17 protein-coding genes are annotated in these 20695 nt (G+C 68.6%); 3 read left to right on the top strand and 14 right to left on the bottom strand.

Annotated features, from left to right (window positions below):
• Positions 1 to 89: 89 nt before the first annotated feature.
• From frr to ABD331_RS08620, 5 genes are all read right to left on the bottom strand, one after another.
• Positions 90 to 647 (bottom strand): ribosome recycling factor, encoded by a 558-nt coding sequence (gene frr / locus ABD331_RS08640; RefSeq protein ID WP_148435144.1) that lies wholly within the window; start codon positions 645 to 647, stop codon positions 90 to 92.
• 43 nt (positions 648 to 690) lie between these two features.
• Complete coding sequence (gene pyrH / locus ABD331_RS08635) at positions 691 to 1389, bottom strand: UMP kinase (RefSeq protein WP_344472499.1); 699 nt, start codon at positions 1387 to 1389, stop codon at positions 691 to 693.
• A gap of 157 nt (positions 1390 to 1546) precedes the next feature.
• A complete protein-coding gene (gene tsf, locus ABD331_RS08630) occupies positions 1547 to 2380 on the bottom strand; it encodes a translation elongation factor Ts (protein WP_344472356.1) in 834 nt (277 codons plus the stop codon).
• A 992-nt stretch (positions 2381 to 3372) separates the two neighbouring features.
• Positions 3373 to 4344 carry a 30S ribosomal protein S2 gene (gene rpsB, locus ABD331_RS08625; RefSeq protein WP_344472354.1) on the bottom strand — a complete coding sequence of 324 codons (972 nt, stop codon included), beginning with the start codon at positions 4342 to 4344 and terminating at the stop codon, positions 3373 to 3375.
• An 836-nt stretch (positions 4345 to 5180) separates the two neighbouring features.
• The gene (locus tag ABD331_RS08620) at positions 5181 to 5795 is read right to left on the bottom strand and encodes an ArsR/SmtB family transcription factor (protein WP_344472352.1); all 615 of its coding nucleotides are present in this window, start codon (positions 5793 to 5795) and stop codon (positions 5181 to 5183) included.
• A gap of 69 nt (positions 5796 to 5864) precedes the next feature.
• On the opposite strand from ABD331_RS08620, the gene ABD331_RS08615 reads away from it, so the two are divergent.
• Together ABD331_RS08615 and ABD331_RS08610 are read left to right on the top strand one after the other, a co-directional pair.
• A complete protein-coding gene (locus ABD331_RS08615; protein WP_344472349.1) occupies positions 5865 to 7511 on the top strand; it encodes an MFS transporter in 1647 nt (548 codons plus the stop codon).
• Positions 7512 to 7575: 64 nt separating this feature from the next.
• Positions 7576 to 8796: a M23 family metallopeptidase gene (locus tag ABD331_RS08610; RefSeq protein ID WP_344472347.1), complete on the top strand. Its 1221-nt coding sequence runs from the start codon at positions 7576 to 7578 to the stop codon at positions 8794 to 8796.
• A gap of 36 nt (positions 8797 to 8832) precedes the next feature.
• On the opposite strand, the gene ABD331_RS08605 is transcribed toward ABD331_RS08610, so the two are convergent.
• Positions 8833 to 9732, bottom strand: coding sequence for a tyrosine recombinase XerC (locus ABD331_RS08605; RefSeq protein ID WP_344472497.1), 900 nt, complete (start codon positions 9730 to 9732; stop codon positions 8833 to 8835).
• A 280-nt stretch (positions 9733 to 10012) separates the two neighbouring features.
• The gene (locus tag ABD331_RS08600; RefSeq protein ID WP_344472345.1) at positions 10013 to 11293 is read right to left on the bottom strand and encodes an alpha/beta hydrolase; all 1281 of its coding nucleotides are present in this window, start codon (positions 11291 to 11293) and stop codon (positions 10013 to 10015) included.
• A gap of 59 nt (positions 11294 to 11352) precedes the next feature.
• Here ABD331_RS08600 and ABD331_RS08595 point away from each other — a divergent pair, with 59 nt between their 5' ends.
• Positions 11353 to 12141 (top strand): helix-turn-helix domain-containing protein, encoded by a 789-nt coding sequence (locus tag ABD331_RS08595; protein ID WP_344472343.1) that lies wholly within the window; start codon positions 11353 to 11355, stop codon positions 12139 to 12141.
• A gap of 805 nt (positions 12142 to 12946) precedes the next feature.
• Here ABD331_RS08595 and dprA read toward each other — a convergent pair.
• The 7 genes from dprA to lepB (ABD331_RS08560) all read right to left on the bottom strand — a co-directional run bounded on the left by dprA (position 12947) and on the right by lepB (ABD331_RS08560) (position 20569).
• Positions 12947 to 14149, bottom strand: coding sequence for a DNA-processing protein DprA (gene dprA, locus ABD331_RS08590; RefSeq protein ID WP_344472341.1), 1203 nt, complete (start codon positions 14147 to 14149; stop codon positions 12947 to 12949).
• A gap of 467 nt (positions 14150 to 14616) precedes the next feature.
• The gene (locus ABD331_RS08585; protein WP_344472340.1) at positions 14617 to 16149 is read right to left on the bottom strand and encodes a YifB family Mg chelatase-like AAA ATPase; all 1533 of its coding nucleotides are present in this window, start codon (positions 16147 to 16149) and stop codon (positions 14617 to 14619) included.
• Positions 16150 to 16509, bottom strand: coding sequence for a YraN family protein (locus tag ABD331_RS08580; RefSeq protein ID WP_344472338.1), 360 nt, complete (start codon positions 16507 to 16509; stop codon positions 16150 to 16152).
• A 1525-nt stretch (positions 16510 to 18034) separates the two neighbouring features.
• The gene (locus ABD331_RS08575) at positions 18035 to 18358 is read right to left on the bottom strand and encodes a DUF2469 domain-containing protein (RefSeq protein WP_026215037.1); all 324 of its coding nucleotides are present in this window, start codon (positions 18356 to 18358) and stop codon (positions 18035 to 18037) included.
• A 39-nt stretch (positions 18359 to 18397) separates the two neighbouring features.
• Positions 18398 to 19066, bottom strand: coding sequence for a ribonuclease HII (locus ABD331_RS08570; protein ID WP_344472336.1), 669 nt, complete (start codon positions 19064 to 19066; stop codon positions 18398 to 18400).
• 52 nt (positions 19067 to 19118) lie between these two features.
• Complete coding sequence (gene lepB / locus ABD331_RS08565; RefSeq protein ID WP_344472334.1) at positions 19119 to 19712, bottom strand: signal peptidase I; 594 nt, start codon at positions 19710 to 19712, stop codon at positions 19119 to 19121.
• Complete coding sequence (lepB, locus tag ABD331_RS08560) at positions 19712 to 20569, bottom strand: signal peptidase I (protein WP_344472332.1); 858 nt, start codon at positions 20567 to 20569, stop codon at positions 19712 to 19714. Before lepB (ABD331_RS08560) ends, lepB (ABD331_RS08565) begins: the two co-directional genes overlap by 1 nt.
• Between the last annotated feature and the right edge of the window lie 126 nt (positions 20570 to 20695).

The following is a 20695-nucleotide window of genomic DNA, read 5'->3' as shown; positions in this document are numbered from 1 at the left end:
CCACGGCCCCCGCCATCGGCGGCGAGGGCCGTGAGTGACCCGCTACGTGCGGCGGACCGCTCCAGGCGACCCGCCGTGCGGCGCGCCGCTCAGACCTCGAGCAGCTCGGCTTCCTTGTGCTTGAGCAGCTCGTCGATCTTCGCGACGTGCTTCTGAGTGAGGTCGTCGAGCTCCTTCTCGGCCCGCCTCACCTCGTCCTCGCCCGCCTCGCCATCCTTGATCATCTTGTCCAGGGTCTCCTTGGCGGAGCGGCGGATGTTGCGCACCGACACCTTGGCGTGCTCACCCTTGTTCCTGGCGACCTTGATGTACTCCTTGCGGCGCTCCTCGGACAGCTCAGGGAACGTCACACGGATCACCTGGCCGTCGTCGGTGGGGTTCACGCCGAGGTCGGAGTCGCGAATGGCCTTGATGATCGCATTCGTCGAGCCCTTGTCGTAGGGCTGAATGGTCACCATGCGCGCCTCGGGCACGTGGAAGGACGCCAACTGCTGGATCGGCGTCGGCGTGCCGTAGTACTCGGCGTTGATCTTGTTGAACATCGAGGGGGTGACGCGGCCCGTACGGATGGTCGCGAAGTCCTCCTTCGCGACCGATACGGCCTTGTCCATCTTGTCCTCGGCTTCGAGGAGGGTTTCGTCGATCACAGCGGCTCCCTGTCTACTAGCTGGCGGTGTCGGGCTCGCTCCGTCATTTGCCTGCCGGACTCACCAGCGTGCCGATTTTCTCACCGCGTACCGCTCGCAGGATGTTGCCCTCACCCATGAGGTCGAAGACCACAATCGGCAGATCGTTGTCCTTGCACAGGCTGATCGCGGTGGCGTCCATGACCGCGAGGTCGCGCAGCAGCACCTCGCCGTAGTCGAGGTGGTCGAACCGGACCGCGTCCGGGTTCTTGCGGGGATCGGAGTCGTAGATCCCGTCGACCTGGGTGCCCTTGAGCAGCGCCTCGGCGCCGATCTCCAGAGCGCGCTGGGACGCCGCGGTGTCGGTAGAGAAGTACGGCGAGCCGAGCCCCGCGCCGAAGATGACCACGCGGCCCTTCTCGAGGTGCCTGATCGCGCGGCGCGGCAGGAACGGCTCCGCCACCTGCTGCATGGTGATGGCGGTCTGCACCCGGGTCTCCACGCCCCGCCGCTCCAGGAAGTCCTGCAGCGCCAGGCAGTTGATGACCGTGCCGAGCATGCCCATGTAGTCGGCCCTGGCCCGGTCGATGCCCCCCTGCGAGAGCGTCGCGCCGCGGAACATGTTGCCGCCGCCGACCACGACCGCGACCTGCACGCCCTCCTTGACCGCCTCGGTGATCGAGTCGGCCAGGTGATCGACGATCAGCGGGTCGATGCCCAGCGGCTCGCCCCCGGCGAACGCCTCTCCTGAAAGCTTCAACATCACCCGCTTCCACCTGAGGTGGTTGTGCGGATTTTGTGGATCTTGAGATGAGGAAGCCGCCGTCCGTGTGGATTCGTGGGCTGACTCCCGGTGGTCCTGCACGGCGGCGGCCTCCTTCATTCGGCGGATCGTTGAGCTGGCAGCTTGTTGCCTAAGCCTAAGCCTGACCGACCTTGAAGCGGACAAAGCCGAGGACCTCGACGCCGTTCTCGTCGGCGTACTTGCCCACGCTCTTCTTGTTGTCCTTGACGAAGGCCTGCTGCAGCAGCGTGAAGTCCTTGTACCAGCCGTTCACGCGACCCTCGACGATCTTGCCGATGGCGGCCTCGGGCTTGCCCTCCTCGCGGGTCATCTCCTCGAAGAGCTTGCGCTCCTTCTCGACGACCTCGGCGGGAACGGACTCGGCCTTGAGGTACTGCGGCGCCATCGCGGCGGCGTGCTGCGCGATGTCCTTGGCGACCTCGGCGTTCGGCTTGTCGAGCTGCACCAGCACGCCGACGGCCGGCGGCAGCGCCGGGTCCGTCTTGTGCATGTACGCGCCGATGTAGCCGCCCTCCAGCACCGCGAAGCGCCGGATCTCGATCTTCTCCCCGAGCGCGGCGTTGGCGACGTCGAGGTGCTCCTTGACGGTCTTGCCGTCGAAGGAGGACTCCAGCAGCGTCGCCACGTCGGCCGGCTTGGTCGCCAGCACGTGCGCGACGACCTGGGCGGCCAGCTCCTGGAAACGCTCGCCCTTGGCCACGAAGTCGGTCTCGCAGTTGATCTCGACCAGCGCGGCGGAGGAGTCTCCGTCCTGCTTGAGCGCGACCAGGCCGTTGGACGCGGTGCGGGCCTCACGCTTGCCCACGTCCTTGGCGCCCTTGAGGCGCAGCAGCTCGATCGCGCGGTCGAAGTCGCCCTCCGACTCCTCCAGCGCCTTCTTGCAGTCCATCATGCCGGCAGCGGTGATCTCACGAAGCCGCTTGACGTCGGCCATGTTCACGGAAGCCATTGCTCTTTTTCCTTGTGGGATTTCGTCGTCGTCATCGTGGTCCGGGCGGGAGCCGGTATCCGGCCATCCACCCGGGGTTCGTACGGCGGGCGCCCGCCGTACAGGAGCCTTGTCTAGCTCGGGGCGCGGGGCGGCCCGGCTTCGCTGCTGCTTCGCTCGGCATACTGCCCAGCCTCGCCTCGGCGTACCACCTCGGCTCGGCACCGCCCAACGATCTCACCTCGGCACCACCTTCGGGCGCGTCGCGCCTGCTGCCTTCCGCCTTCCAGCCTTCCGCCTTCCAGCCTGCGGGCAATGAGCCCGGCCCCGGCGTACGAAGTCAGGAGACCCTGGCCTCACCGACACCTCGCCTTGGCCTGGCTTACCGCCCGGGACCCGGAGCGGCCCGCCCGGCATGCCGTCCCGTCTCAGCCGTTTGCCGATCCGGAACGCCCGCCTTGCCTGACCGCCCACCCGAGACCCGCAGCCGCCCGGTGGTTTGCCTTATTCAGCTGTCACGTTGCCTTGCACTCGCGCGTACACCCGCCGACCGGCCTGCGATCGCTCACCAACCGGCAGACCCAACCGACAGGCACCCGCCAACCGGCGGAACCCAGCCTGCCAGCGCCCGCCAACCAGCGGGACCGGCCTGCCAGCGCCCGCCAACCGGCGGAACCAGCCTGCCAGCGCCCACCGACTAGCAGAACCAGTCTGCAGGCACCCGCCGACCGGCAGAACCAGCGGACAGGCACCCGCCAACTGGCGCAACCAGCCTGCCAGCGCCCGCCGACCAGCGGAACCAGTCGGCGAGCCGTCGCAGCTCACCGCAGTCCAGCTCACCGCAACCCAGCTCATCGCGGCCCGGCCCGGCGCTGCCGTCGGCCCGGTCATCCCAGACCTACGCGGCAGCACCCTCGCCAGACCTGCGCCACGGGGGAACCGCAACTCCACCACACCCGCCCTCAGACCGAGAACCTCGGCGGCGGAGCAGCGGCACCCCTGGCGCGCGGACGTCAGGCCTGCTGCTCGGTCTCGCCCTCAGCGGCAACCTCGGCCTCAGCAGCGACCTCGGCCTCAGCCTCGGCGGGAGCAGCCTCCTCAGCGGCGGCGCCCTCCTCGGCAGCCGGAGCCTCGGGAGCAGCGGGCTCCTCGGCGACGGCCTCAGCGGCCGGAGCCTCAGGAGCGGCCTCAGCGGCGGCAGGGGCCTCAGCGGTGCCCTGCTCGATGAGCTCGCGCTCCCACTCGGCCAGCGGCTCGGCGGCAGCCGGCTTCTCGTCACCGCGGGCGGCGCCGGAGCGCGCCATCAGACCGGCGGCGACACCGTCGGCGACGACCCGGGTCAGCAGGCCGACGGCGCGGATGGCGTCGTCGTTGCCGGGGATCGGGTAGTCGACCTCGTCGGGGTCGCAGTTGGTGTCGAGGATCGCGACGACCGGGATGCCAAGCTTCTTGGCCTCGCTGATCGCGATGTGCTCCTTCTTGGTGTCGACGACCCACACGGCGCTGGGCACGCGGCCCATGTCGCGGATACCGCCGAGCGTGCGCTCCAGCTTGTCCTTCTCACGGCGGCGCATGAGGAGCTCCTTCTTGGTGAGCCCCGAGCCCGCGACGTTGTCGAAGTCGAGCTCCTCGAGCTCCTTCAGACGCTGCAGCCTCTTGTGCACGGTGGAGAAGTTGGTGAGCATGCCACCCAGCCAGCGCTGGTTGACGTACGGCATGCCGACCCGCGCGGCCTGCTCGGAGATGGCCTCCTGAGCCTGCTTCTTCGTGCCGATGAACAGGATCGTGCCGCCGTGGGCGACGGTCTCCTTCACGAAGTCATAGGCACGGTCGATGTACGACAGAGACTTCTGCAGGTCGATGATGTAAATGCCGTTGCGCTCGGTGAAGATGAAGCGCTTCATCTTCGGGTTCCAGCGCCGAGTCTGGTGGCCGAAGTGAACGCCGCTTTCGAGCAGCTGTCGCATGGTGACGACGGGGGCCATGTGCTGGTCCTCCAGGTCTTGGCGCCCTGCGGATGGGCGCGGTTCTCGGTTGTGCCGCGGCAGCGCGTCGTCTGCCGCCCTGATGCCCCGAACCCGCTCCCGCCGGGCACATGGCCCGGACCGATGGCGCGGTCCGCAATGGGGCATGCGAAGTCGGCCTGTGGTCACAGGCCACCGAAAAGTCTACCTCCCACACCACCCCAGGCTGACCGTCCACGGTCAAACGGACATCGCCCCCTACCCGGGCACCACCACCCACTCACCCCCCACGACCTCCACGCACCACACAGGTCACCCGCCCCGCCGCCCTCTCGACCCGGCCCTGCGGAACGCCCGCACCCCGCCCACACCACCACCCCCGACGCCAGCCCTCAGCTTTCCACTTCCCGACGCCAGCCCTGGATTCCCGCTCCCACGGCGCCCGCCCTCAGCCCTCCCGCCCTCGCGACGCCGCCCTTGCCCCCTGCGCGACACCCGCCCCAGCGTTCCCTCGCCATCAGCTTTTCCACTCAGAAGACGCCGCCCTCAGCTTCTCCACCCCACGACGCCCGCCCTAGCTTCCCCACTCCCACGACGTCCGCCCTAGCTTCCCCACTCCCACGACGTCCGCCCTAGCTTCCCCACTCCCACGACGTCCGCCCTCAGCCATCCGCCCCGCGACCGCCGCCCTTGCCCCCTGCGCGACACCCGCCCCAGCGTTCCCTCACCCTCAGCTTCTCCACTCACAAGACGCCCGCCCCAGCGCCCCACTCCCCCGAAACCGGGCCCCAGCGCCACCATGCACACGACGCCCGCTTCAGGGGCCCATCCCTCGGCGACAACCCGCTCGACGCTTCTCACCCCGCGTCGTGATCCTCGGTAGGCAACCCCGGCACCGCCCTCGCCACCACCGGAAACAGGTTGACCTGCGCCTCCACGACCCTGGCCCCCTCCGGCGCCTCCTTCTCGTCCCGGCGCTGAGCGAAGTACGGCTCAAGCAATTCCTCGATCTGCCTGCTCAACCGCCCAAGCTCTGCCGCGTCCAGCCGAAGCCGATGCCGACTGAACAGCGTCACATCCCGCCACTCCTCGGACTCCATGTCGGCATTGACCAGAGCCCGATCGGCCTCCGCGTTCGCATCCCGCCGGAACGCCGAGATCAGCATCGCCTTGGCCGCCCGGACATCGGGCTCGTCGTCAGGCCGCGTCCCGACACTCAACGGCCGGTCCACCCCCCGCCACATCCGCTCCCGGCCATCCCCTCGCGGCGGCGCGTCCTCGACGAAGCCGTACTTGGCCAACATCCGCAAGTGATAGCTGGCGGCACTGGGCGTGATCCCCGCGATCTCCGCCACTTCGGTCGCGGTGGCACTGCCCTCCACCCGAAGCCTGTTGAGGATCATCAATCTCGCCGGATGAGCCAGCGCCCGCATCGCCTTGGGATCGCTGAGCCCCTCCCTCTCCTGCGTCATGCGCCAAACGTACCCATCTTCAGACCTGAAGCATTGCTTTCATAACTATGAAGCGTTACCTTCATAGTTATGAAGCGTTCCCTTCACAACTCCAGCGCCACCGCCTCCGACCTCCCCACCCCACTCCCAACCTCGACAAACCACACCACCGAACGCCCACCGCCACCTTCGCCTCAACCCGCCCTGCCCCCAACCTCCTCAGCCTCGCTACCGCCCGCGCCCTCAGCCTCACCGCTGCCCGCACCCTCAGGCTCACCCCTCCCCACGCCCTCAGGCTCGCCCCTCCCCACGTCCTCGGCCCCCTCCCTCCCCACGTCCTCAACGCCACCCTCAGCCCCGCCGCTCCTCCAGTCCTCAGCTCCGTCTCTCCCCGCCTCCCCCACTCCGCCCCTTCCCAGCTCGTCAGCCCCGCCCCCTCCTCCTCTCCGGCGACAACGCGACTACCGCCTCCTCTGGACGGCCCGCACCATCTCCGTCACCGGTTCAGAGGTCTCCAAGCTGGCCATCCCCTTGACCGCGGTCACCCTGCTGACCGCCTCCCCCTCCCAGATGGGCATCCTGACCGCCGCCGCCTCGGTCCCCGTCCTCCTGTTCGGCCTGCAGTCGGGGGCCATCGCCGACCGGCTCACCCGCCACCGCCCGCTGATGATCGCCTGCGAGCTCGTCTCCTGCGCCGCCGCGGCCACAATCCCCATCGCCTGGCTGCTCGGCGTACTGAACGTCGTCTGGCTGATCGCCGTAGCCCTGGTGATCGGCACGGCCGGCGTGCTCTTCAAAGCCGCGAACTTCCCCCACCTGGCAGCAGTCGTCGACCCGTCCCAGCGAACGGAGGCCATGGCGGGTTTCCACGCCTCCTACTCGGTGGCCTCAGTCAGCGGCCCAGGCCTCGCGGGCCTTCTGGTGCAACTCCTAACAGCACCCCTGGCCGTACTGGCCGAAGCGTTCGCGTTCCTCACCTCGGCCCTCCTCCTGCGCACCATCAGGACCCCCGAGCACAACACCCCCACCACCTCCAAGAGCATGTGGCGCGACGTCGTCGAAGGCCTGAGGACCAGCGTCACCCACCCGGTGCTACGCGCCCTCCTCGGCGCAGGCGTCACGATCAACTTCTTCGCCATGGCCTACACGGCCGTCTACATGCTCTACATGCTGAACACCCTCGGCATCCCCAAGGCCCTGATCGGCGTCCTCATAGCCCTGAGCGGCGCGGGCGGCCTGTTCGGCGCCTGGCTGACGGCCCGCCTGTCCAAGCGCTACGGCGAAGACCGCGTCCTGATCGTCTCAGTGATCTTCTTCCCCATCGAGATCCTCACCGTGGGCCTGCTGACCGGCCCGCTCTGGTGGAAACTCGCCCTGCTCGCCCTCACCGGTACGGTCACAGGCGGCATCGTCGTCGCCTTCGCCACCTGCCTGGGCGCGATCACCCTCAGGGAAACCCCTCCGGAACTGCGCGGCCGGGTGAACGCCACCACGACCTTCGCGGTCCAGGGCGTCCTGGCCCTGGGCGGCCTCGCCGGCGGCTTCATGGCCGAACTGATCGGCCTACGCCAGGTGATCCTCATCTGCGCGGCAGGCATCGCCCTCAGCACCATCTGGATCTGGACGTCCCCGCTCCGCCCCCAACGCCGCCGCACCACCCTCCCGCACACCCCGGCGCCCTCGCCCACCGACTCCACAACCCACCTGATCGAAACCAAGCGCCGCGCCTCGCCCTGACCCTTTATCCACAGAACGACGTTCGCCCCCTCGCGCCCTCCACGACCCCAGCCAAACTCCCCTCATGACCACCCCACCCACAAGCCCCCGGACGAGAGCCGCCACCGCGATCCTGCTCATCTCAACAACGCTGCTCTTCTCCACCACCCCCGCTCCCCCGGCAAGAGCCTCCCCGCCCACATGGCGCTGGCCACTCGACGGCAACCCAAGGATCCTGCGCCGCTTCACCCCACCCCCCGAACCATGGCTCGCCGGCCACCGCGGCATCGACCTCGCCGCCCCAGCAGCCACCCCCGTCCTGGCAGCAGGCCCAGGCACGATCCACTTCGCCGGCCCGGTCGCCGGCAAGGGCGTGGTCACGATCCTTCACGAGGGCGGCCTACGCACGACCTACCTCCCGGTCAGCGCCTCCGTACACCGAGGCCAACCCATCACCTCAGGCGCCAAACTAGGTGTCCTGGAGCCTTCGACACACCATTGCAAGGAGTCGTGCCTCCACTGGGGCCTACGACGCGCCACCACCTACCTGAACCCTCTGCAACTCCTGGGCCACGCCCTCACCCGCCTCCTCCCCTTCTGGCCTCCACCCCTCCCAGCAACCCTCACGACCGGCCCCAAGCCCCCGCCCACGGGCAACACCTCCCCCAACGCCTCGCCCCCGCACCCCCTCGCCACCAGCCCCCGCCCCAACCCGCGTCCCAGCCCACGCCCTTCGCCTCGTCACGGCCTCGATCTCAACCCCGTCCCCAACCCCGACGCCAACTCCAACTCCAGCCCTGACTCCAGCCTCGCTCGCCTCCCCCACCCCGGCTGCAGCCCCCAAGCCAGCACCAGCCCCGCGGCCGACTCCAACCCCACCCCGAACCCCAACCCTCGCTCCAGCTCCAGCTCCAGCTCCAGCTCCAGCTCCAGCTCCAGCTCCAGCTCCAGCTCCAGCTCCAGCTCCAGCTCCAGCTCCAGCTCCAGCTCCAGCTCCAGCTCCAGCTCCAGCTCCAGCGACGATCTTGCACCCCACCGTCCTTCCCGCCCCCTAACCCCCTCCGCTGATCACTCACCCTCCCCGGGAACGGTCCAAGCCGCCCTGAGCCGCAGCACCTCACCCCATCTCGCCATCACAGTCATGGCCCTCTGCGCCTCAATCACGGCTCTCCTCCTGATCACCGCCCTCTTCCGCAGCCGCCGTCGCCCCCAACCGAACCCACGCACCCGCACAAAGGGCCAACACCGAAGACAAGGACGCCGCAGAACGACCAGAACCCGAAAAGCCACCTCAAGACCACGCTGACTCCCTCACCCCCGAGCCAGCACCGCCCTCACCCCGTCAAGCCCTCGGATGCGCCTGCCGATACGCCGCCCGCAACCGCTCAATCGACACATGCGTATAAATCTGCGTCGTACTGAGCGACGCATGCCCAAGCAACTCCTGCACACTCCGCAGGTCAGCCCCGCCCTCAAGCAAATGCGTGGCCGCACTGTGCCGCAACCCATGCGGCCCCATATCCGGCGCCCCCTCTACCCGCGCCAACCGCGCATGCACAACCCGCCGCACAGTCCCCGCATCAATGCGTCCACCTCGCACCCCGAGAAAGAGCGCCGGCCCGGACCCGACTCGCATCCACAACGACCGCCCATGAATGCACCACCGATCCAACGCCCGCAACGCAGGCATCCCGAACGGCACCGAACGCTCCTTACGCCCTTTCCCCATCACCCTGATGACGTTCCGCTCCCGATCCACGTCATCGACATCGAGCGCACAAAGCTCACTCACCCGCACACCGGTGGCATACAACAACTCAAGAAGCGCCTGATCCCGCAGTTCCTTCGGCTCCCCTTCTGAAGGCGCGGCCAGCACAGCCTCGGCCTGCCGCTGGTCGAGCACGGAAGGCAGCGTCCGAGGCGACTTCGCACTGCCCAGCAGCAGCCCGGGATCGCTCTGCAGCCACCCTCGCCGATGGCAGTAGGCGGTGAAGGTACGAGCACACGCGGTCCGCCGCGCCAGCGTGGCCCGCGCTTTCCCAGCCGCGTGCTGCCCCGCCAACCATGCCCGCAGCACCCCGATATCCAGCCCCTCAACGTCCCCGTTCGTGTGGTCGAGCAGGGAGTTCACATCAGTCAGGTACGCCCGGACCGTATGCGGAGAAAGATCACGCTCAAGCCGCAGATACCGCCCGAACTCGGCTACGACTTCTTCCCTGTCCAAACTCAACCCCCTCCGCATCACCATCCAGCCCGCCAACCGGATGGCACCAGACCTCCCCACCCTTTCTAAGCCTGGCTGAAACTCCTAAACGTCGCATCCATAACCAAGCCCCTCAACCCCCATTCGAGTCCCACCGCGTCCGAGTTCTCACCCCCAGCCAAGTTCTCACCGCAGCCCCAACTTCTCCCACTCTCGCCACTCCACTGGCCGCGCCCTCCTCTGGCCGCTGCTCCAGTGACCGCCCCTCACCCCCGGTTCACCGAGCGATCGAGCCATCGACATCAACCGCACAGCGGCCTCATCCCCCCACCACCGTCGCGACCGCCCAGTCCGCGATATCCGCCACAACAGCCGCATCGACATGCTGCGCAGACGCATACTCCGCAGGCGTGGAAAGCCCTTCCCCAGGAAAGAAGAGGTGATTATCGGCGTCGTACACCCGAATCAAGACCTCAGGACGGCCACCAAGCCCCGCCCGCCACCCGGCCAGATCATCGGCAACGGTGACTTGATAGTCCCGCCCTCCTTGCAGAATGAACATCGGCTTGCCCAGGGCAGCCGCAGTCGCCACCGGGTCGTAGTCGCGCAATTCCATCCAGTACGAGCCCGGCAGCCCGAAAGGCAACTCCGCAACAGCCGTGGAAGGCGACAGATCAGGACTGTCAACCACCGCCGCCTGCGCGACGAACCCCTCAACCGCAGCCTCCGTGACCATGCCCGGACTGACGGACGCGAGATACCGCGCCACCCGCACAGCAGCACGATGCATCGGCTGCGTATCCCCAGCCATGATCACCAGCCCGGCCACGGACCCCTCCGCCTCGGCCACACGCGGAGCCACCTTGCCCCCCATGCTGTGCCCCACGACGAAGACCCGCCCGGCATCCACCTCGGACCGCCTCTGCAGCAGCCGCACAGCAGCCACCGCATGAGGCACGTACTCACCGGTCATCGTGAAGCCGGCCGCAGCCATCATCTCCGGATGAACGAAGCTCACCTTGTCGAACCGCAGCACCGCGATACCCCGGCTGGCCAACCCCCAAGCCAGATCCTTGAGCGGCTTGTTAGGCCCACTGGTCTCATCGCGATCGAAGGGCCCGCCGCCACTGAGCAGCACAACCCCAGGCCACGGCCCCTCACCCCGCGGCAGGCTCAGCGTCCCGCCGACAGCATGAGCACCAGCATCAACGGTGACGTCCTCCTCGAAGAAGTGCTCAGGCTCGGCGTAAGACGGCGGCTCCCACGAAGCCACAGTCGCGGGCGCAAGCTGCAACCCATGCAACCCGCCCCGCTCATCGACCACCGTCACCAGGGTGAACCCACCCTCCCGACATGCGACCGGAACGCTGACCCGCACCAGCCCCGCATCCGCCGCCTCACTCACCGGCCGCCCAACGCCAGACACCCCGCCCCGCTTCGCCACGACCTCGCCTTCCCAGGCCACCCGCAGCACCTGCGCGCTCACCACCGCCCGCAACGACGGCGCGAACAACGCCTCAACCTCCTCGAACCGCCCTTCACGCGCCATTTCCACCACAGAAACGGCAACCGCACCAGGCTCGACTCCCGCTGTCCCCATGCCTCACCACCCACCTTTCTCATTCATGAGAAAGGTAGCACATGTGAGACTATAACTACATGGACACCTTGGAGCTCCTGGCCCACCCCGTACGGCTGCGCGTCGTACACGCGATGCGCGGCGGCCGCATGCTGACGACCTCCCAGTTGTGCGCGCGCATCCCCGACGTCTCCAAGGCCACGCTCTACCGGCACATCGATCTGCTGGCGACCGAGGGCGTCCTGGAAGTGGCCGAGGAACGGCGCGTCCGAGGTGCCGTGGAACGCCGCTACCGCCTACGCCAGGACCTGGCCGTGATCGACCCCGCCATGCTCGAGTCGCTGTCGCGCGACGACCACCGACGCGGCTTCGCCACCGCCATGGCCATCCTGCTCGCCGAGTTCAACACCTACCTCGACCAAGACGAAGCCGACCCGGTAGCGGACCTCGTCGGCTACCGGCAGCACGCGATCTGGCTCAGCCGCGATGAGTTGCACGAGCTGATCAGCGAACTACGCGCCGCCATCGCACCCCGCCTCTCCAACGCGTCCGGGCCCAACCGCACGCAATACCTGCTCAGCCCGATCCTGTTCCCCATCGAGGCCCCACCGTCATCCCTCGACGCCAACGCAGAACAAGAAGACCAAAACCGAGGCCAAGGCCAAAAGCAGGTCCGGGACTGGGACCGAGACGGGGACCGAAACCGAAACCGGGATCGGGATCGGGATCGGGATCGGGATCGGGATCGGGATCGGGATCGGGATCGGGATCGGGATCGGCATCGGGTCCGAGACCAGGTCCGAGACCGGGACCGGGCCCGAGACGGAGACCGGGACCGGGCCCGAGACGGAGACGGAGACCGAGACTGAGACCGGCTGAGGGGCTGCCTCCTCCGCCACGCCCACCGCCCGCTTGCCCGCTACGGCTCCCTGGCGCGGCAAGCTGAACCTCGCAACCCTCCGAACCTCGCAACCCTTCGAGGCTCGCAACCCTTCGAGGCTCGCAAATGAGACTCGCAGTCCCCGAGACTCACAGCCTCGCGACACGCCCGCATGCCACCACGAACTGCCCCACCGCGACGCAAGCAGCCACCGCCCACGCCACCGCAGACGGTCCCACCGCAACGCAGGCAATTACTCGCAGGCGGCTACTCACACGCATCACCGCAGACCGCTCTACCAACGATGCGAGCGGTCACCCCCTCCCATCCGCGCAGAACCGCTTCGGCGCAACGCGAGCGACCACCCGCACACCCCGCCCCGTAGCACGGCACCCCACACCCATCGGTCAAGGGCATCAAAGACATCGCCCCGGCCGCGTACGGTCGGGGCGATGTCCGTTTGGCCTGGTCAGGGCCATCCCAGTAAGCATGGTGACGGCCATCGCTTGATCCTTGGAGGGCCTAAGTTACCGAGGAGAGCAGAACGATGGCCGCGGACAACAGTTTGGGCCTGCGGGCTCATGCGACGAAGCCCAACGCGGACCAGTGACCCCTACTTTCTCTCAACCATGCCCGAGCCACTCCCGTCACCATTCGCTCCAAGCCGACCCAATCACCGCACTTCAGACCCCATGTTCTCGACGGGTTACACGAACACGGCAGGCATCAGGCGCTGGCTTCGTACTCCTCGTTCGCGCTAACGCGGCCTCAAGGCAATCCGGTCGGCTGATCGGCTAAGGACTGACCTCCGAGGCTCGGAGATCGTCCGGAGGCGGCGGGATGTCCGTTGGGTCAGGTTCAGGGATGGGCGGGGGTTCCAGGGCCGCGGAGTCCGAGGCCTTGCGGTACGCCGCTGGTTGCTTGCGGAGGCGCCACCCGCCTGAGGTGCGTTCGATGTAGCCGGCAGCCGCCAAGCCACCGAGTGCGCTAAGCGTCGTGTCCAGGCTCATTCCGGCCGTCACCGCGATCGAAGCCGGCCCGGCACCGCCTCTGGTGGGGACCGCGTCCAGAACTCTCTTGGTCGGCTCGTTGAGCCTGTCTCTGGGGACGGCCGGGCCGCGGACCTGTGGGGCGAGGTCGTCGCCCAGCGCGCCTACGAGGTCGATCATGTCTTCGGGGGAGGTGATGCAGACGGCCTTGCGCTCCCGGAGGAGTCGGTGGCATCCGGCCGACATCGCGGACGTGATGGGGCCAGGAACCGCGCCCAGATGCCTGTTGAGGGACAGGGCGTGGGTGGCCGTGTTGAGGGCGCCGCTGCGGATCGCGGCCTCCACCACCACCGTTCCCCGGGAGAGGGCGGCGATCAGGCGGTTGCGGATGAGGAAGCGGGCTCTGGTCGGGTGCACGCCGGGTGGGCACTCGCTGATGAGGACGCCCTTCTCCCTCACCTTGGCGAACAAGGGCTCATGGGCACTCGGGTAACTGACGTCGACGCCGCAGGCCAGAACCACGACCGTGGGCGCCTCGGCGGCCAGCGCCCCATTGTGGGCGGCTCCGTCCACACCGAACGCGCCGCCCGACACGACGGTCCAGCCCAGCTCACTGAGACCGACGGCGAACTCGGCCGCGATGTGGCAGCCGTACGAGGTGGCGGCTCTGGCACCGACCACCGCCACGGATTTGAGGCAGGAGAACCGCAGGTCGGCGTTGCCTCCCACCCATAGGCCGAGAGGGCGGCTGCGGCCGAGGTCGTCGAGTTGGGTGGGCCATTCCGTGCTGCCGGGGATGATCAGCCGGGCTCCGGCTCGTTGGCCGGCTTCGAGGTCGGCTGCGGGGTTGGCGGCTGCGAGGCGGGTGTACCAGGCGTTCAGGCAGGAGGTGAGGTTGGGTGGGCGTTCTAGCTGGGCCTGTTTGGCCACGAAGTCGGGAGGGAGAGTGCGGGTGCGGATGGCCTCCACTGCGCGAGGGGCGCCGTACTGGGCTACGAGGCTGCCCATGGTGACGTCTCCTACGTCGGCGGCTCGCATGAGGGCGGCTCTCGCCCTGATTTCCCTGTCCGCGTCTGATGCCTTGGCGGTTCGGGTCCTGGTCTCGGCTAGTTGGCCGCCGACCTCGATCCGGTCCAGAGAACCGGCTGCCCCGGTTCCGACGTGAGGCGGCGTGCCTTCGAGCAGGGTGGTTCTCGCTCCGCTCTCAGGCTCTGCGCTCCTCGTTTCCAGGGTGCGGAGATCGGCCTGGCCACTGCTCGCAGGCTCATCTTCGGCCTTGGGACCCGCTCTGCTCACGGGGCCGGCTGCAGGCGTGGAGGCGCTGGGCATGAGGCGCTTCGGCGGGTCGTCAGCGCGGGTCGTTGCGGGCGTGGAAGACCTGCTGGACTCTGTGGTCGTGGAGGGCGTGGTGGTCATGGGGGCCTCCCGGAAGGTGCGGGGTGATTGCGGTTCGTCAGGAGAGCGGGGGAAGGGGGTTACCTCACGCCGAGCCAGAAACTGAGGGCGGCGTTGGTTTCGTCCTGTCCTGGGGTGTCCTTGTCGGCCAGGTCAGCGAGGGTCCAGGCCACGCGTACGACACGGTCGAGGCCACGTGCGGTGAGGCTGCCCGCGTCGAGACAGGCCGTCATGGGCTGCATGGCCTCGTCCGAAGGGCGGAAGTCGGCGTGGAGGACGGAGGACGGGATCTCGGCGTTGGAGCGCCACTGCGTGCCCGCCAGGCGCTTGGCGGCTCGTTCGCGGGCCACCAGGACGCGTTCGGCCACCGTCGCGCTGGTCTCGACGAACTGGCGGTCTGCCAGGAGTTCGCGGCGTGAGGAGCGGTTGACGGTGACCTTCATGTCGATGCGGTCGAGGAGGGGGCCGGAGAGGCGGCCGAGGTAGCGGCGTCTGATCGTGGGGGAGCATTTGCAGGTCTCGCCCTGGTCCTCCGCCTGGGAGCAGGGGCATGGGTTGGCCGCCAGGACGAGCATGAACCTGGCCGGGAACGTGACCGAGCCCGCGGACCTCGACACGGTCACCCGGCCGGACTCCAGAGGCTGTCTCAGCGCGTCCAGGACGTGTCTGGGGAACTCCGGGGCCTCGTCCATGAAGAGGACGCCTCTGTGGGCCAGGGAGACGGCTCCTGGGCGCACCACGGTGCTGCCGCCGCCGATGATCGCGGCGGACGTCGCCGTGTGGTGCGGGCTGACGAACGGGGGTCGGCTCAGCATCGGGGCGTTGGGCGGCAGGACGCCCGCGACCGAGTGGATGGCGGTGACCTCCAGGGCGTGGTCGAGCTCCAGGCTCGGCAGGAGGGTGGGGAGGCGTTCGGCCAGCATCGTCTTGCCCGTGCCAGGAGGGCCGAGCATCCACAGGTTGTGGCCGCCGGCCGCGCAGACTTCGAGTGCCCTGCGGGCGACCGGCTGGCCGACGACGTCCGCCAAATCGATGCCGGGGGCGCAGGTGGTCTTGGGCGGGTCGGCGTACTCCTCCATCTCGGGCTCGGGCGGGGCGTCGCCCTTGCGCAGCCACTCCACGAGCTGGCGCAGGTCCGCGACGGGGACCACCTTCACGTCCGGTACGAGGACGGCCTCGGCGGAGTTCGCCGAGGGGACGACGACCGTGACGTCACCGTGCTTGGCCGCGCCCAGGACGGAGGGGAGCACGCCGCGTACGGCCCTGATGCGGCCGTCGAGGCCGAGCTCCCCCAGGAAGAACGGCTCCGCGATGCGCTCGGCCGGCACCACGCCAGCCGCGCCCAGGATGGCCACGGCTATCGCCAGGTCGAACTGGGAGCCTCGCTTCGGCAGGCTGGCCGGGAAGAGGCTGACGATGATGCGGGCGTCTGGCCACGGATAGCTGCTGTTCACCATCGCCGACCTGACGCGGTCGCGGGCCTCGCTGAGCGCCGTGTCGGGGAGACCGATGAGGTGGATGCCCGCCAGGCCGTTGCCCACGTCGGCCTCGACCTCGACCGTGCGGCCCGCCACTCCCACCAGGGCCACGCTGCGTGTGCGGGCCACCGCCATTCAGATCGCCCCCCGTACGTGGCGGAGGGCGAAATCGCCGGCGAAGCGCTCCAGGGCGATCACGTCCACGCGGACCGTTTCGAACGTGGTGGGCTGGGTGGTCAGCCATTTGGCGGCGAGCATGCGCAGCCTGGCCAGTTTGGTGGGGCTGACTGACTCCAGAGCCGTGCCGTGGGATCTGCTTGAGCGGGTTTTGACCTCGACTACGACGAGGGTGGGGCCTTCCTCGGCGACGATGTCGATCTCGCCGTGGCGGCAGCGCCAGTTGCGGGCGAGTATTCGCATGCCTTGAGCTTCGAGGTAGGTGGCGGCTGTTTGTTCGCCGCGTTTGCCGAGTTCTTGCTTGCTTTCCTTGGGCATGTGCCTGCCTCCGTCGTGGTCGGTTGGGGGTGTGGGCACGACCTTGGCGGAGGTGGGGTGGTGGCCGAGGGGCCGAATGGGGTTCTGGGGATTAAGGGGTGAGGGGTGGTTGGGGGCTGTGGATAAGTGGCTGGCGGGGGTGGGATTGGGGTGCCGGGAAGGGGGGTGGGGGCGGAGAGCGCATGCGGCTTGGGGAGCTTGTGTGAGGGGCCCGTGGATGAGGACTTGTGCGAGCGGCTGACCGGGCAGGCGGCGCGTAGGCAGGGCGCGCGGAGTAGGCGGCGACGGCAGGGCAGGGCAGGCGCGTGGGGCGGGGCAGGCGGCGGGGCAGGCGGGCGAGCGGGCAGGCGAGCGGGCAGGCGAGCGGGCGAGCGGGCAGGCGAGCGGGCGAGCGGGCGAGCGGGCGAGCGGGCGAGCGGGCGAGCGGGCAGGCGAGCGGGCGAGCGGGCAGGCGAGCGGGCGAGCGGGCGAGCGGGCAGGCGAGCGGGCGAGCGGGCAGGCGGGCAGGCGGGCGAGCGGGCAGGCGAGCGGGCGAGCGGGCGAGCGGGCGAGCGCAGGGTAAGCAGGCGTGCGGTGCGGGGGCGAGCGCGCGGGGTGAGCAAGGCAAGCGCACGGGACAGGCGCAGGGCGCGCGGGTGGGCGCCGACGGCATGGCAGGCGCACGGGGCGGGTGGGCAGCGCAAGGCCGGGCGGGGGCAGGTGGCGGCGCGAGCACGGGGCAGGGCAGGCGGGCAGAGCAGGGGCACGAGGCAGGCGCGGGAGGGGTTGCTGCGGGACCGGCTCGGATGCGGACGCGGGGCAACGGGACGGGCGCGACGAGGGCCGCAGGTGCAGGTACGTGTCGGGGTGCCGGCGGAGCGCGGGGGCAGGCTGTGATGTTGAGGGCGCTGCGTGGAGGCGTGCGGCGCGGTGGAGGTCGGCGCGGTAGAGCGTGCGGCGTGATGCACGCGCGTGGTGTGGGCAGGCGCGGCGTGGTGATGGGCGCGCGGCGTGGTGGAGCGTGCGGCGTGGTGGAGCGTGCGGTATGGGCACGCATCGTGTGGTGTCAGGCGCGCTGTGGTGCTGTGTGGTGCAGGGTGCGGCCTGGTGTCAGGCGCGCTGTGGGGCCAGGGGCGCTGTGGGGCCAGGGGCGCTGTGGGGCCAGGGGCGCTGTGGGGCCAGGGGCGCCGTGGGGTGGCGGCCTCGCGATGTGGTGCACGCATGCTGTGGCAGCAGAGCAGAACGTTGCGCAGAAGCAGGCCGATGTTAGTGCAGGGCAGCCGGGCTTACGAACCGCTGTGGACTGGCACGACGCACGGGAGCCGTCGCGGCAGATCAGCGCCGAGACGACAGTACGGGCTGAGCCGACAGCGCGGGCCGCGGCAAGGTGGGCAGTGGCGGCCGCTGCTGGGCGAGGCGGTCGGTGCGCGTACAGAACCACACGCAACCGCACCCCGAACCATCACCACTCAAGGCCCGAGCGGCACCCCAAACCCGCTCAGCTCACCGCCTTCACAACGGCGCCAAGACCCAGGCCACCCCCCGCCTACCCGGAGAACCCTTCCTTCGGCATCTCCAGATCGGCCTTCGCCAGCTCCTCCACGTTCACATCCTTGAACGTGACCACCCGCACGTTCTTGACGAACCGCGCCGGCCGATACATGTCCCAAACCCAAGCATCCTGCATCTTCACATCGAAGAAGACATCGCCGTTCTCCGCGGTACGCACGTCGAGATCGACCGAGTTGGTCAGATAGAACCGCCGCTCAGTCTCCACCACGTACGTGAACAAACCGACGACATCACGGTATTCGCGGTAAAGCTGCAGCTCCATCTCGGTTTCGTACTTTTCGAGATCCTCTGCGCTCATCGCGGTCCTCCTGTCGTACCGGTCCCCCGGTTCGCCTGCTCAGGCAACCCCGGCCCCCATTTCATTTTCACCCATCTCCCTCGCCACCGTGACGAAGGAGTAGCGGTGATCAGGACACGGCCCGTGCGTTTCCAGCGCCAGCCGGTGTCCTGGTGTGACATACCCCTTGTGTTCGGCGAAGCCGTACTGCGGGTGGCGTTCGTCGAGCGCGACCATCAACCGGTCCCTGGTCACCTTGGCCACGATCGACGCGGCCGCCACGCACGCGGCCACCTGGTCCCCCTTCCACACGGCCAGCGACGGCGCCGGGAGCCCCGGGACCGGGAAGCCGTCCGTCAGGACGTACTCCGGGTCACAGGGCAACTGCGCGACGGCCCGCCGCATTCCCGAGACGTTGCACTTGTGCAGACCTTTGGCGTCGATCTCCCCCGGTGGGATGATCACTATGCCCACGTGTGACAGGCGCATGATCTGCTCGTGGAGGCGTTCGCGCACCAGGGGGTTCAGCAGTTTCGAGTCGTTCAGGCCGTCGATCTGCTTGCGCAGGACGACGGCCGCGACCACGAGGGGCCCGGCGCAGGCGCCGCGGCCGGCCTCGTCGACGCCCGCTATGGGGGTGAGGCCGCGGCGGGCCAGCGCCCGTTCGTAGGCGTAGAGTCCGGAATCGCGCCGGACGACGCTCGGTCGAGGGCGGAACGCAACTGTCATGACACAGGCAGCGTACGCCCCATTCGCCGCATACCGCGACTGGAAGTCGGCTCTACTTGACCTTGTCGAAAATGTCGGGACGCGAGAAGAGGTAGCCCCGCGACAGCGGCCAGTAGCGCACCACGGCCTTGCCGATCACGTCGTCCACGGCGATGAAGCCGCCGCCCGGCTCCCCCATGTGGGCCCGGGAGTCGGCCGAGGCGCTGCGGTGGTCGCCCATCAGCCAGAGCTTCCCCGCGGGCACGGTGACGTTGAAGTCGTCGCCTGAGGGGAAGTCGTTGGGGTAGAGGTAGGACTTCTCCTCCAGCGGCGTGCCGTTGACGGTGATGCGCCGCTGCTTGTCGCAGCACACCACCTTGTCGCCGCCGACGCCGATGACCCGCTTGATCGTGTCCTCGCCGTTCCAGCCCTTGAAGACCACGATGTCGCCGCGTTCGGGCGCACCCGCCAGTTTGTTGACGAAGACCCGGTCGTTGACCAGGAGGGTGTTCTCCATCGACACGGACGGGATGTAGAAGGATCCGACCACGAACGCCTGGAGCAGCAGCGCGATGCCGACGCCCATGACGAGCAGCAGGACGGTCTCTCGGAAGCCGCCCTTCTTCTTCTCTTTCCCCACGCCCTCCGCCTTCTTGGTGTCGGCCATCAGCGCCTCCTCCGCAGGCGCCGACGGACCAGCACCAAGGGTACGGCCATGCCGAACCCGGCGACCAGCGGCACTGACCCGCCCATCGCGTGCAGCGCGGGCTGGGCGAACGTGTCGGGGATGTCGATCGTGTCGAACCTGTTGAACGGCCACACGATCACGAAGGCCCGCCCGATGACCTGGCCTTCCGGGATGGAGCCGCCGCCGGGGTCGCCGGTGTGGGAGCGGGAGTCGAGCGAGACCGAGCGGTGGTCGCCCATGACCCACAGCCGCCCCTGCGGCACCGTGACGTCGAAGAACTCGTCGGACGGCACATCACCCGGGTAGAGGTAGCCGTCCTCGTCGATGGGCGTGCCGTTGACCGTGATGCGCCCCTTGGAGTCGCAGCACTTCACGTGGTCACCGCCGACGCCGATGACCCGCTTGATGTAGTCCTTCTCGCCGGGGATGATGCCGAACGCCGTGCCGACCCACCGGAAGAAGCCCTCGACCACGTTGGACGGCTCCTCCAACTGGAACTCGCCGTCCCAGGAGTCGACCCCGGAGAAGACCACCACGTCGCCGCGCTCGATGTCACGAGTGTGGTAGACGAGCTTGTTGACCAGGACCCTGTCGTTCGTCAGCAGGGTGTTCTCCATCGATTCCGACGGAATGTAGAAGGCCTGGACCACAAACGTCTTGATGATCAGCGCCAGCACCAGGGCTACGACGATCAGAACGGGCAGCTCTTTCCAGAACGACCCCTTCTTCTCTTGTTTTTCGCCCTTGGCCGGCTTCTGAGTCTCTTCGGCGACCACGTCCACCTCGTCCTCGACAGGGCGGCGCGCCGCGCCGTGCTCCTGGCTTTCGTTAGTCATCGCTGACGAGCCTAGATGATGCGTAGGCTCGACAAGCCTCGACCGACGTTACACCGTGCACGAGTCGCTCCACATAAAGGAAACGGCCCTGTAAAGCCGAATGGCCCGCGCCAGGCGCGGGCCATC

It is taken from the genome of Nonomuraea monospora (assembly GCF_039531895.1).
Taxonomy (GTDB): Bacteria; Actinomycetota; Actinomycetes; order Streptosporangiales; family Streptosporangiaceae; genus Nonomuraea; species Nonomuraea monospora.
This window is presented reverse-complemented; position numbering and strand designations above follow the sequence as displayed.